Origin of the sequence: Caballeronia sp., from assembly GCF_049581465.1 — a bacterium.
Classification (GTDB): Bacteria; Pseudomonadota; Gammaproteobacteria; order Burkholderiales; family Burkholderiaceae; genus Caballeronia.
Map to the genome: position 1 here is coordinate 1 of NZ_JBAUSA010000415.1, position 12,230 is coordinate 12,230.

General features: G+C 59.4%; 11 protein-coding genes and 1 pseudogene. 10 read left to right on the forward strand and 2 right to left on the reverse strand.

The window, feature by feature from the left end; all coding sequences use genetic code 11:
* Nucleotides 1-14: 14 nt before the first annotated feature.
* The 6 genes from rpsK (at nt 15) to dsbD (ending at nt 5,181) form a co-directional block, all read left to right on the forward strand.
* Complete coding sequence (gene rpsK / locus WCA53_RS10385; protein ID WP_006052224.1) at nt 15-419, forward strand: 30S ribosomal protein S11; 405 nt, start codon at nt 15-17, stop codon at nt 417-419.
* Nucleotides 420-589: 170 nt separating this feature from the next.
* The gene (gene rpsD, locus WCA53_RS10390) at nt 590-1,213 is read left to right on the forward strand and encodes a 30S ribosomal protein S4 (protein ID WP_423908763.1); all 624 of its coding nucleotides are present in this window, start codon (nt 590-592) and stop codon (nt 1,211-1,213) included.
* A gap of 124 nt (nt 1,214-1,337) precedes the next feature.
* Nucleotides 1,338-2,315 carry a DNA-directed RNA polymerase subunit alpha gene (locus WCA53_RS10395; protein WP_423908765.1) on the forward strand — a complete coding sequence of 326 codons (978 nt, stop codon included), beginning with the start codon at nt 1,338-1,340 and terminating at the stop codon, nt 2,313-2,315.
* A 155-nt stretch (nt 2,316-2,470) separates the two neighbouring features.
* Nucleotides 2,471-2,866 carry a 50S ribosomal protein L17 gene (gene rplQ / locus WCA53_RS10400; protein WP_423908768.1) on the forward strand — a complete coding sequence of 132 codons (396 nt, stop codon included), beginning with the start codon at nt 2,471-2,473 and terminating at the stop codon, nt 2,864-2,866.
* A 136-nt stretch (nt 2,867-3,002) separates the two neighbouring features.
* Nucleotides 3,003-3,335 carry a divalent-cation tolerance protein CutA gene (gene cutA, locus WCA53_RS10405; protein WP_423908770.1) on the forward strand — a complete coding sequence of 111 codons (333 nt, stop codon included), beginning with the start codon at nt 3,003-3,005 and terminating at the stop codon, nt 3,333-3,335.
* Nucleotides 3,328-5,181 carry a protein-disulfide reductase DsbD gene (dsbD, locus tag WCA53_RS10410; RefSeq protein WP_423908772.1) on the forward strand — a complete coding sequence of 618 codons (1,854 nt, stop codon included), beginning with the start codon at nt 3,328-3,330 and terminating at the stop codon, nt 5,179-5,181. Before cutA ends, dsbD begins: the two co-directional genes overlap by 8 nt.
* A gap of 58 nt (nt 5,182-5,239) precedes the next feature.
* On the opposite strand, the gene hemB is transcribed toward dsbD, so the two are convergent.
* Both hemB and yihA read right to left on the reverse strand, forming a co-directional pair.
* Entirely contained in the window at nt 5,240-6,238 is a 999-nt protein-coding gene (gene hemB, locus WCA53_RS10415; RefSeq protein WP_423908774.1) for a porphobilinogen synthase, read from the reverse strand.
* A gap of 299 nt (nt 6,239-6,537) precedes the next feature.
* A complete protein-coding gene (yihA, locus tag WCA53_RS10420; protein WP_423908776.1) occupies nt 6,538-7,203 on the reverse strand; it encodes a ribosome biogenesis GTP-binding protein YihA/YsxC in 666 nt (221 codons plus the stop codon).
* A 323-nt stretch (nt 7,204-7,526) separates the two neighbouring features.
* Between yihA and WCA53_RS10425 the strand changes: the two genes are divergently transcribed.
* The 4 genes and pseudogenes from WCA53_RS10425 to WCA53_RS10440 form a co-directional block, all read left to right on the forward strand.
* A complete protein-coding gene (locus tag WCA53_RS10425) occupies nt 7,527-8,204 on the forward strand; it encodes a c-type cytochrome (protein ID WP_423908778.1) in 678 nt (225 codons plus the stop codon).
* A gap of 192 nt (nt 8,205-8,396) precedes the next feature.
* On the forward strand, nt 8,397-10,622 hold the full coding sequence (locus WCA53_RS10430; RefSeq protein WP_423908781.1) for a cytochrome c biogenesis protein ResB: 2,226 nt from the start codon (nt 8,397-8,399) through the stop codon (nt 10,620-10,622).
* A 4-nt stretch (nt 10,623-10,626) separates the two neighbouring features.
* Nucleotides 10,627-11,835, forward strand: coding sequence for a c-type cytochrome biogenesis protein CcsB (ccsB, locus tag WCA53_RS10435; protein WP_423908784.1), 1,209 nt, complete (start codon nt 10,627-10,629; stop codon nt 11,833-11,835).
* A 175-nt stretch (nt 11,836-12,010) separates the two neighbouring features.
* Nucleotides 12,011-12,230 (forward strand): annotated as a pseudogene (locus tag WCA53_RS10440) (protein-methionine-sulfoxide reductase catalytic subunit MsrP); the annotation flags it as partial.

A 12,230-nucleotide genomic window follows, 5' to 3' on the forward strand; every position in this document is an offset into this window, starting at 1 on the left:
TACAGGAAAACGTAATGGCTAAGGCTTCGAACAACTCCGCGGCGCAACGCGTTCGCAAGAAGGTCAAGAAGAACGTCGCCGAGGGCGTGGTTCACGTTCACGCGTCGTTCAACAACACCATCATCACCATCACCGATCGTCAAGGCAATGCACTCGCCTGGGCAACGTCGGGTGGCCAAGGCTTCAAGGGCTCGCGTAAATCGACGCCTTTTGCAGCTCAGGTCGCGGCTGAATCAGCTGGACGTGTGGCGATGGAGTACGGCGTAAAGAACCTCGAAGTGCGGATCAAGGGCCCCGGTCCTGGCCGTGAGTCGGCGGTGCGCGCGCTGCACGGTCTTGGCATCAAGATCACCGCAATCTCCGACGTCACGCCGGTTCCGCACAACGGCTGCCGTCCGCCGAAGCGTCGTCGTATCTAAGACTTCGCTTGGCGCTTGCACCTGTTGACGCTCGCGCGTCGACGGGTTGCTTGCGTTATGAGGTCAGCGTTTCGAATTCTGCAGGTTGAATTCTAGCTAAGCCCACCGTTCGGACTATTGGGTCCGAACTAGCGCGAACAACATCGCGTGATAAATTTTAAGGATGCAAAGTGGCACGTTATACCGGTCCTAAAGCCAAGCTGTCCCGCCGTGAAGGTACTGATCTTTTCCTGAAGAGCGCACGCCGCTCGCTCGCCGACAAGTGCAAGCTCGATAGCAAGCCGGGTCAGCACGGTCGCACGTCTGGTGCCCGTACGTCTGATTACGGCACGCAGTTGCGTGAAAAGCAAAAAGTTAAGCGCATCTATGGTGTTCTCGAACGCCAGTTCCGTCGCTACTTCGCTGAAGCCGATCGTCGCAAGGGCCCGACGGGTGAAAACCTGTTGCAATTGCTCGAATCGCGTCTCGATAACGTTGTGTATCGCATGGGCTTTGGCTCAACGCGCGCTGAAGCACGTCAGCTGGTCGGCCACAAGTCGATCACGGTGAACGGTGTGGTCAACAACATCCCTTCCATGCAAGTCAAGGCGGGTGATGTGGTTGCGGTTCGCGAACAGTCGAAGAAGCAAGTGCGGATTCTGGAAGCGCTGAACCTGGCCGAACAAGGCGGAATGCCGGGCTGGGTGACGGTCGATGCCAAGAAGTTTGAAGGCACGTTCAAGGCCATGCCTGACCGCAGCGATATCGCTGGCGATATCAACGAAAGCCTGATCGTCGAATTGTATTCGCGTTAATCGGATTAACGGCCGAGGCACCCTGATTGCCGAAGGCAAGGGGTTACCTCGGCTGTTTATTTTCGGGTTGTCACCGGTCAGCCTTATCGGCGTAACGAGCCGAGGGTATTGAAAAGGAAAACCTATGCAAACCAGTTTGTTGAAGCCCAAGATTATCGCAGTTGAATCGCTTGGCGACAGCCACGCGAAAGTGGTCATGGAGCCGTTTGAACGCGGCTATGGGCACACCTTGGGTAACGCGCTTCGGCGTGTGCTGTTGTCGTCGATGATTGGTTATGCACCGACCGAAGTGACGATCGCCGGCGTCGTACATGAGTATTCGACGATCGACGGCGTGCAGGAAGATGTTGTCAACTTGCTGCTGAATTTGAAGGGCGTCGTTTTCAAGTTGCATAACCGCGACGAAGTCACGGTTACGCTGCGCAAGGAAGGCGAAGGCGTGGTTACGGCCGGCGATATCGAACTCGCGCACGATTGCGAGATCATCAATCCGGATCACGTGATCGCGCATCTGTCGAAGGGCGGCAAGCTCGACGTTCAGATCAAGGTTGAAAAAGGCCGCGGCTACGTGCCGGGCAACGTGCGCCGTTATGGCGAAGATTCGGCCAAGATCATCGGCCGTATCGTGCTGGACGCATCGTTTTCACCGGTTCGCCGCGTGAGCTACGCAGTCGAAAGCGCGCGTGTGGAACAGCGCACCGACCTCGACAAGCTCGTGATGAACATCGAAACCAACGGCGTGATTTCGCCTGAGGAGGCGATTCGTCAGTCGGCTCGGATCCTGGTCGACCAGTTGTCCGTGTTTGCAGCGCTGGAAGGTACCGAAGCTGCGGCAGAAGCACCGTCGCGCGCGCCGCAGATCGATCCGATCCTGCTGCGTCCGGTGGATGATCTCGAACTCACGGTTCGTTCCGCGAACTGCCTGAAGGCTGAGAACATCTATTACATCGGCGATTTGATTCAACGTACGGAAAACGAGCTGCTCAAGACGCCTAATCTCGGCCGCAAGTCGCTGAACGAGATCAAGGAAGTGTTGGCTTCGCGTGGTTTGACGCTGGGAATGAAGCTCGAAAACTGGCCGCCGGCTGGTCTCGACAAGTAAGCAGGAAACACGTAGTACGCGTGACTGGCGAAGACGCGGATTTTCCTTTAAAATCCGCGTCTTGCTTTTTCTACGACCGGCCCGTGCATTTTTGGACATGCTCAAAATTGCAATAGAAGAGCTGGATCTAAACTTGTTTAATTAGGAACTTCAAAATGCGCCATAAACATGGTTTGCGGAAACTGAACCGCACGAGCAGCCACCGCCTGGCTATGCTCCGTAATATGTCGAACTCGCTGATCGCGCACGAAGTCATCAAGACGACGCTGCCGAAGGCTAAAGAATTGCGTCGGGTCGTCGAGCCGCTGATCACGCTCGGCAAGAAGCCGTCGCTGGCAAATCGTCGTCTGGCGTTCAACCGCCTGCGCGACCGCGACTCCGTCGCGAAGCTGTTCGACGTGCTCGGTCCGCGTTACGAAGCGCGTCCGGGTGGGTACTTGAGCATCCTGAAGTTCGGCTTCCGTCAGGGCGACAATGCGCCGATGGCGCTGGTCATGCTGATGGATCGCCCGGAACTCGCTGAAGGCGACGACGTGCAAGAAGCTGAATAAGCTCGCACGCGTTTGACTAAAAAGGCCAAGCTTTGCTTGGCCTTTTTTATTGCGCGCCACGTTGGCCATTGGGACGAATGTGCGCGCTGGCCGTCGATGCTACGATTCGTGGATACCTGTCTGATCGAAGCGCACCATGAATTCGCCTGTTGTTCTCCTCTTGACTACGTGCCCTAATGCCGACGCTGCCGCTGCGCTAGCGGAAGGCGCTCTTGATGCCCGGCTCGCCGCTTGTGTGACGGAATTGGGCGCGGTGAAATCGCGGTATCGATGGAAGGGCGAGATCGAGGTCGCGGAGGAAGTCCAACTCCTCTTCAAGACGAGCTTGGCTCGCGCAGACGAACTTGCGCGGTTTATCGAGTCGAATCACCCTAACGAAACCCCTGAAATTGTCTCCTGGCAAGCGGATGCGTCGCTGGCCTACGGGCAATGGATCACCGCAGAAACGCAACGTCCTATCAATGTTTAAGTCCCTCGCATTTTCGGTTCGCCGGCCGTTTTACGCAGTTCTGACGTTGATGTCGTGCTGCGCGTTATTGATCTGCTTCGTCTCTCCGACACACGCTGCCGACGATTTTCTCGACCCCGCCGTAGCGTTCAAATTCAGCGCGACCGAGAAGCCGGGCGAGATCGACGTTCGGTATAAGGTGGCGGATGGCTACTACATGTATCGCGAGCGGTTCGCTTTCGCGGTGAAAAGCGGTACGGCGACGCTCGGCGATCCGCAATTGCCTGCGGGCAAGGTGCATTTCGACCAGACATTCAACAAGGATGTCGAGACGTATCGCGGAGAACTTGTAATACGGATTCCGGTGAAGCAGGCGTCGGGTCCGTTCGATATCGCTGTCACGGGACAGGGATGCGCCGATCAGGGCATCTGCTACCCGCCAATGGAGCGTGTCTACCACGTGTCTGGCGCCGCGCTGACGTCGGCCGATACAGCGGCGCTCACGCCGGCCCTCACCACCGATATCCCATGGTACGAGCGCGCGACCAACGCCGACTACGCCCAATCATTGCTCGACGGCGGCGGATTTTTCTCGGTGATCGGCCTGTTTTTCGTTGCCGGCATCGTGCTGAGCCTGTTGCCGTGTTCCTACCCAATGATCCCGATCCTTTCCGCAATCATCATCGGAGAAGGCGCAAGCGTGACGCGAGCGCGAGGGTTCGGACTATCGGCGGCGTACGTTTTTGGCATGGCAATCGTCTATACCGTCCTCGGCGTGCTTGCGGCGATGATCGGGCAAAGCCTCGGCGCCTGGCTGCAAAACCCGTGGGTCCTCGGCGCGTTCGGCGTGCTGCTTGCGGTGTTCGCGCTGACGTTGATCGCGGGCGTTGACATCGCGTTGCCCGCTCGATGGCAGAACAGCGTCAACGCGGCATCGCAGAAAAGGTCCGGCGGGAAGGTTGCTGCGGTCGTCGTCATGGGGGCGCTGTCGGCGCTCGTGGTGGGCGCGTGCATGACCGCGCCGCTCTTCGCGATCCTCGCGTTCATCGCGCACACCGGCAACGCGCTGCTTGGCGGCGTAGCGCTGTTCTCGATGGGCGTCGGACTGGGCGTGCCATTGCTGATCATCGGGCTCGGCGCGGGGACGCTTCTACCTCGCGCCGGCAACTGGATGGACGGCGTGAAGGTGTTCTTCGGCGTCGTATTGCTTGCGGCGGCCTTGTGGATCGTCTGGCCGGTGCTAGGCGCCGCTGTGGCGATGGCCTTGGCGGCTCTGTGGCTACTTATCGCAGCGGCGGCTCTGGGGACGTTTACGGCGGGCGCATCACCGGTGTCGATCTGGCGTCGTCTCGGCCACGGCTTTGGCGCGGCGCTCGCGATTTGGGCCGCCACTCTGGTCGTGGGCTTGGCCGCAGGTTCGACCGATCCGCTCAAGCCACTCGCGGTTTTCACCACCGGTTCGCGCACGGGCACCATCGCAGCAAACGCCGGGCAGCAATCCGGGCCGGGCGAAACCTTCGCGCCGGTGAAGTCGTCGGCGGAACTGGATCTTGCGGTCAAGGCGGCCGGCCGCCCCGCCATGCTCGATTTCTACGCTGACTGGTGCGTGTCGTGCAAGGAAATGGAACATTCGACGTTCAGCGACCCACGCGTGCGCGCGCGTCTCGCTCAATTGAACCTGCTGCGTGCAGATGTCACCGCGAACAACACTGACGACCAGGCGTTGCTCAAGCGCTTCGGACTCTTTGGGCCACCGGGGATTATTTTCTTCAACACCCAGGGCGCCGAAGTCGTGCGCGTGGTCGGCTACGAATCGGCGGATAAGTTCCTGAAAAGCCTCGACAAGCTCAACGCCCCGGCAACATGAAAAAGGGCGACGCAAATGCGTCGCCCTTTTCCACCTCACCAGCGCAATCGAGCCGCTATTACTCCGATGCGCGCAGTAGTCGCGCCGCGTCCAGCGCGAAATACGTCAACACGCCGTCGGCGCCCGCGCGCTTGAATGCGAGCAGCGATTCCATCACCGCCTTGTCGTGATCAAGCCAGCCGTTTTGCGTGGCAGCCTTGATCATGGCGTACTCGCCGCTGACCTGATACACGTAGGTCGGGAAGCGAAACTCTTCCTTCACGCGATAAAGAATGTCCAGATACGGCATGCCAGGCTTGACCATCACCATGTCGGCACCTTCCCCGATGTCCATGCGCACTTCCCGAATGGCTTCGTCGGAGTTTGCCGGATCCATCTGATACGTCATCTTGTTGCTCTTCCCGAGATTGGCGGCTGAGCCCACGGCGTCGCGGAACGGACCATAAAACGCCGATGCAAACTTCGCCGCGTAGGCCATGATCCGCGTGTGAATATGCCCTTCGCTCTCGAGCATTTCGCGAATTGCGCCGATCCGGCCGTCCATCATGTCCGAAGGCGCCACGATATCCACACCCGCTTCCGCCTGGGCGCGAGCCTGTTCGACGAGAATCTCGCTGGTTTCGTCGTTGATCACGTAGCCATGCTCATCCAGCACGCCATCCTGGCCGTGGCTCGTGTACGGATCGAGTGCGACGTCGGTCAGCACGCCGAGGTCGGGGAAGTGCTTCTTCAACTCGCGCACCGCCCGCGGAATCAAGCCTTCCGGGTTCGTCGCTTCGCGACCGTCAGGCGTCTTCAGCGACGGTTCGATGGCCGGAAACAGCGAAATCACCGGCACGCCCAACTCCACGCACTGTTCGGCGACCTTCATCAACAAATCGACGGACGTGCGCTCGACGCCTGGCATGGACGGAACGGCCTGACGCACGTTCGTCCCTTCGACAATAAACACCGGGTAGATGAGGTCGTTCGTGGTCAGGATGTTTTCACGCATCAGGCGGCGCGAAAAGTCGTCACGACGCATGCGACGCGGACGATGATTGGGATAGAAGCTCATGACTTTGCGTGGAGATTTACGTGGAAGTTGATCGAGTGAACCCGCGGGTGAAATAGTCGGCAGCCTTGTTGCCATTGCGTTTGCCGCCGGTCTGCCGTCGCTTTCCGAGCCTTTTCTAGCCGATGGTATATCATACGGACCGAGGTAGGCGCCTGGCGCTGAACTCCCCGCTTCTCCTCCCTGAGCGGGTGCCTGTGGCGATTCTTAAAGAATTTGATCAGGCTGTTTGACCCGCCGTCCTGCGGCGGGTCTTTTTACGTCAGCGCGTCATTTTGCGCCGAGCCGGGCATTTTCGCCTTTTACTGCGCTTCGTCCTCTGGAGCGCTTTCCTCCGTCGACTTCGGGATCAGCCAGCTTTCGATTTTTTCGTGTGCTTCGTCCAGGCCAACGCGCTTGAGTGCCGAAAAAAGCTGCAACGTCAGTGCGCCACGATAACCCTGCGCCGTGTACTCATCGAAAGCCTTCTTGGTCGCGCGCAGCGTATTGATGCTTTCCTGCCGCGTCAGTTTGTCGCATTTGGTGAGTAATGCATGAATGGGTTTGCCGGTCGGCGCGAACCAGTCGAGCATGATCTTGTCGAGTTCGGTCAGCGGTCGGCGCGAGTCCATCATCAGGATCATCCCGACCAATTGCGCGCGGCTCTGAAGATAGGTAGAGAGCAATTGCTGCCAATGCAGTTTCGCGTTGCCCGACACTTCGGCGTACCCATAACCCGGCAAGTCGACGACGTGCGCCTTCGGTTCGTCGGCTGGGCCTATAGCGAAATAGTTGATGTGCTGGGTGCGGCCGGGCGTCTTGCTGGCGAAAGCCAGGCGCTTTTGATTGCACAGCAAGTTGATGGCCGTCGATTTACCGGCATTGGATCGCCCCGCGAACGCGATCTCCGGCTGGGGCGTAGGAGGCAAGTCGCGCAGGTGATTGACGGTCGTAAAGAACCGGGCTTGATGGAGCAGGAATGACGACATGGGAAGGCCAATAAAGAAATTCTGTGGAAACTCGAGCTGTGGAGACCCACTTGATACTGGGCTTGCCCCGACTGGCGTCTTTGCGTTTAGCGAGTTATTGTACAATACGACGGTTGTACGAAGACCAGCTAGGGCACGCAAGACCCAAGCGGAGTAAGGAGTAAGACGGGGAGTGAGACAGAGTTAAGGACAGGATTCGGGACACGCGGCGAGTGAATTTCAAGCGTGCATCGAGTCTTCTGTCGGGTGTCTTGCAGTGCGTCTGTCGCCGTCGTTTTTTGCAGAACCTCCCATTCTCACAAGACGAAAAACAGGGTACGCGAATGAACCGACTGTACAAGACTCTGATGGTACTGGAATTAACGGCAGCATTCGGAGCGGGGTTGGTAGGCTGGACGAATCAGGCGCAAGCGGCGGACGCGGCCAATCCGACCATCGCCGCCAAGCCAGACGTGGCACGGGGCCAGGCAATCGCCACCCAGGTCTGCGCATCGTGTCACGGAGCGGATGGCAACAGCGCCGGGGGCGCGTTTCCCAAGCTCGCGGGGCAACATGCCGCCTATATCGTGAAGCAGTTGAAGGATTACAAGACGCAGCCGGGTGCGAAGGGACCTGCTCGCGCGAATCCAATCATGGCGGGCATGGCTGCTGCGTTGAGCGATCAGGACATGATCAACGTGGCTGCCTATTTCGAGTCACAGAAAGCCAAGCCCGGTTACGCGCACGACAAGGCCACGGTCCCGCTGGGTCAGAAGATCTATCGCGGCGGTGTGGCTGACCAGGCTGTTCCGGCGTGTGCGGCGTGCCATGGCGCAACCGGAATGGGCGTGCCGGTGCAGTATCCGCGGTTGTCGGGGCAATGGGCCGACTACACCGCGGCGCAGCTCACCGCGTTCGCGCAAGGGACTCGTACTAACAGCGATCCCATGCATACCATCGCGCTGCGCCTGAACGATGCAGAGGTGAAAGCGGTCGCGGATTACATCGCTGGGCTGCATTGAGCGCGCCATATACGCCAGCCGTTATGGCGAAGTTGCAGTAATATCCGCCGCGGCGTCTCAAAAAAGGCGCATCGTTCGAGCGCATATCACGAAGCCGGTCCGCGAGATCGGCGCCAAAACAAAAAAAGGGTGGGATGCCGGTCGATGACCGCTTGCGTCTCCACCCTTTTTTGCTGTTCAGCCGGAGTTTGAATGAGCGTCACCACGTCGGGAATGCAGTCGAAATCGAGTCGCAGCAGCGTGCGTCAGGCCATCGAAGTGATCAGTTCGATGCGCTTCGCCATCTCGCTGCTCGTGATCCTTGCGATTGCGAGCATTATCGGGACGGTTCTCACGCAGGAAGATCCGTACCCAAACTACGTCAATCAGTTCGGTCCGTTCTGGGCCGATATTTTCCGCGGCGTAAGCCTGTACAACGTGTACAGCGCGTGGTGGTTCATGCTGATCCTCATTTTCCTGGTGTTCTCGGTGTCGCTGTGCGTCATCCGCAACGGCCCGAAGATGATCGCGGACATAAAAAGCTGGAAGGATCGCGTGCGCGAAGGTAGCCTGCGCGCGTTTCATCACAAGGGCGAATTTGCCGAGGTGGCGACGAATCGCGCCGATACGGCGGCCCAGCTCCAGCGCCTCACGGGCAAGATGGGCTACAAGTTCAAGACGCGGGAGACCGACAGCGGCGCGACGTTGATCGCGGCCAAGCGCGGCGCGCTGACGAAGCTCGGCTACATCTCGGCGCACATCGCGATCGTGATTATTTGTATCGGCGGGCTGCTCGACAGCAACCTGCCGATCAAGCTGCAAATGTGGCTCTTCAACAAGACGCCGATCGCGAGCAATCTTGTCATCAATGACATCCCGCCCGAGCATCGCTTGTCGGAGTCCAACCCGACGTTTCGCGGCTACGCGTGGGTGCCGGAAGGCCAGCACGTAGGAACGGCCATCCTCAACCAGCAGGACGGCTCGCTGATCCAGGACCTGCCGTTTTCGATTCAGTTGAACAAGTTCATCGTCGATTACTACTCGACCGGCATGCCGAAGCTGTTCGCGAGCGATATCGTGGTGATCGATCATGAGACCGGCAAGCGCATCCCGGCCCGCGTCGAAGTCAACAAACCGTTCGAGTACGACGGCATTTCGATTTATCAGTCGAGCTTCCAGGACGGCGGTTCGAAGCTTTCCATGACCGCCTGGCCGATGTCGGGCCAGAGCGCGGCGACCACGCCGTTCGACGGCGTGATCGGGGGAACGGCGCCCATGAGTCCGCAGATCATCGGCGGGAAGGGCGAGAGCATCGAGTTCAGCGACTTTCGCGCGATCAACGTGGAGAACGTGACCGACGGCAACGGACAGATCGACGCGCGCGGCGTTGGCCAGACACAGTCGCTCAAGCAGGCCTTCGACGAACGCCTCGGTTCCGGCGCGAAAACCTCCAAACCGACGGATTTGCGCAACGTTGGGCCGTCGGTGCAATACAAGGTTCGCGGCACGGACGGCCAGGCGCGCGAGTTCAACAACTACATGCTGCCCGTCGATGTACAAGGCCAGCCGATGTTCCTCGCCGGCATGCGCGTGAGCCCGAACGACCCGTTCCGCTATTTGCGCATTCCCGCCGACGAACAAAGCTCCATCAAGCAATGGATGAACCTGCGCGCCGCGCTTGAAACGCCCGCAATGCGCGCGGAAGCGGCGCATCGGTTCGCTATGCGTTCCGTGCCGGAAGCGAACAAGGATCTGCAAAAGCATCTGGAAGAAAGCGCGTCGCGTGTGCTAAATCTTTTCGCGGGCGCGGACGACACGGGCGCTAGCCCGGCGACGCCCGGCCAGACGCTGGGCGGCTTCCAGGCAATCGCAGGTTTTATCGATAAATCCGTACCCAAGGGCGAGCAGGAAAAGGCCGCGGGCTTGCTGTTGCGCATGCTGGAAGGCGCGACTTGGGATCTGTGGCAACTTTCCCGGGCCCAGAATGGCTTGCCAGAAGCTCAGCCGGACGCGAAAAATACCACATTCGTGCAATCGTCGATCAATGCGCTTTCGGACAGCTTTCTTTACGGAGCGCCGGTTTTCTTGCAACTCGATTCGTTCAGGCAAATCCAGGCGTCGGTGTTCCAGCTAACGCGGGCACCGGGCAAAAAAGTGGTGTATCTTGGCAGCGCCTTGCTCGTATTCGGCATTTTCTCGATGTTTTACGTACGTGAGCGTCGTCTCTGGTTCTGGCTCAAAGACACGGCATCGGGCGGTACGAGCGTGCTGATGGCAATGTCCACAGCGCGTCGAACCCTCGATTTCGAAAAGGAATTCGTGCAAACCCGCGACGCGATCGGCGCCATGCTTGGTGCAAAACTGGCGTCCCCGAACTCCCCGCCGCAGAATGCTCCGGCGGACGCGAACTCCACCCGCTCGACAGATTCAACCCGGTAAGAACATGGACCTCACACAAGCCTCCTCGAATTCGACATTGACCGCGGCGCAGCAGCGCGAGGGCAAGGTGCCCGTCGACGCCGCCCTGTTCGACGAACGTCCGTTCCTGAAGCGTCTCAACCCGACCGATTGGTTGTTCGCGCTGGCGATGGTCGCCGGCGCGGGTTTCGCGTTGTTTCGCTACTACCCGTTCATGAATTACTACGACAAGCTGGTGCTTTGCTGCGCCGTGCCTGTTTTCGTCGTGCTCGGGTGGCGCTGGAAACCGGTGCGGTTGTTGATAGCGAGCATCGTGGTGCTGTCGCTTACGTCGTTGCAGCTTTATCACTCCGACCTCGGGCGTGCCGAAACCAACTTCTTCCTCAAATACCTGTTGTCCAGCCAGTCGGCCATCTTGTGGATGAGCGCGCTGCTCGTCCTGGCGACCGTGTTTTACTGGATCGGCTTGATTTCGCGTTCACCAACGGGCGGCGCGATCGGTTCGAAACTGACCTGGGCCGCCGTCCTGATGGGCTTCACCGGCTTGATGGTGCGCTGGTACGAGTCCTATCTGATCGGCTCGGATGTCGGGCATATTCCTATTTCGAACCTGTACGAAGTGTTCGTGCTGTTCTGCCTGATCACGTCGCTGTTCTACCTGTACTACGAGCAGCACTACAGCACCCGCGCGATGGGCGCGTTCGTCCTGCTCGTGATCAGCGCGGCCGTGGGCTTCCTGATGTGGTATTCCATCGCCCGGGACGCGCAGCAGATCCAGCCGCTCGTTCCCGCGCTGCAAAGCTGGTGGATGAAGATCCACGTACCGGCAAACTTCATCGGCTATGGCAGTTTCGCGCTGGCGGCCATGGTGGGCGTGGCGTATCTATTCAAGGAGCATGGCGTTCTCGCTGATCGGCTGCCGTCGCTCGAAGTGCTCGACGACGTCATGTACAAGTCGATCGCCGTCGGTTTCGCGTTCTTCACCATCGCGACGATCCTCGGTGCGCTCTGGGCGGCGCAAGCGTGGGGTGGCTACTGGAGCTGGGATCCGAAAGAAACGTGGGCGTTGATCGTGTGGCTGAACTACGCCGCATGGCTGCACATGCGCCTGATGAAGGGCCTGCGTGGCTCGGCCGCCGCATGGTGGGCGCTGACGGGCCTGCTGGTTACCACCTTCGCGTTCCTCGGCGTGAACATGTTCCTGTCGGGGCTGCATAGCTACGGCAAGCTGTAACTTTTTCGTTGTTCCCAACGAACTAACCGCCATGCACTTCTTGCTGGCGGTTTTTTCTTGGCGCGGGCGGAATAGTTGCATCCGCTACGGTGTTCATCCGCTATCGACGTACGCGCGTAGGCGCCGAGCGCCGGGCGAGCATTTTCCGCCTCACGTGAATTCCAGGAGTATCGATATGTTTATCAAGCGGAATCGCCCGCTGTATGGCGACGACATTGCGAGTAGCGACATTACGCCGCGCTCGGTTTTCGACAATCGCAGGCGCGTGCTGCGCGCGGCGGGTGCGATCGCGGCGACCGGCCTTGTGGGCGTGAACGGCGAGGCTTTCGCGACCATGACCTCATCGGACGCCAAGGGCCCGAAGCTGGCCGCGACCCCGAACACGAAATTCGTCG

Bases quoted from the DNA above. Each gene is read 5' to 3' on its own strand.
- rpsK (WP_006052224.1), top strand. From the start codon at position 15: ATGGCTAAGGCTTCGAACAACTCCGCGGCGCAACGCGTTCGCAAGAAG.
- WCA53_RS10395 (WP_423908765.1), top strand. From the start codon at position 1,338: ATGCAAACCAGTTTGTTGAAGCCCAAGATTATCGCAGTTGAATCGCTT.
- rplQ (WP_423908768.1), top strand. From the start codon at position 2,471: ATGCGCCATAAACATGGTTTGCGGAAACTGAACCGCACGAGCAGCCAC.
- cutA (WP_423908770.1), top strand. From the start codon at position 3,003: ATGAATTCGCCTGTTGTTCTCCTCTTGACTACGTGCCCTAATGCCGAC.
- dsbD (WP_423908772.1), top strand. From the start codon at position 3,328: ATGTTTAAGTCCCTCGCATTTTCGGTTCGCCGGCCGTTTTACGCAGTT.
- hemB (WP_423908774.1), bottom strand. From the start codon at position 6,238: ATGAGCTTCTATCCCAATCATCGTCCGCGTCGCATGCGTCGTGACGAC.
- yihA (WP_423908776.1), bottom strand. From the start codon at position 7,203: ATGTCGTCATTCCTGCTCCATCAAGCCCGGTTCTTTACGACCGTCAAT.
- WCA53_RS10425 (WP_423908778.1), top strand. From the start codon at position 7,527: ATGAACCGACTGTACAAGACTCTGATGGTACTGGAATTAACGGCAGCA.
- WCA53_RS10430 (WP_423908781.1), top strand. From the start codon at position 8,397: ATGAGCGTCACCACGTCGGGAATGCAGTCGAAATCGAGTCGCAGCAGC.
- ccsB (WP_423908784.1), top strand. From the start codon at position 10,627: ATGGACCTCACACAAGCCTCCTCGAATTCGACATTGACCGCGGCGCAG.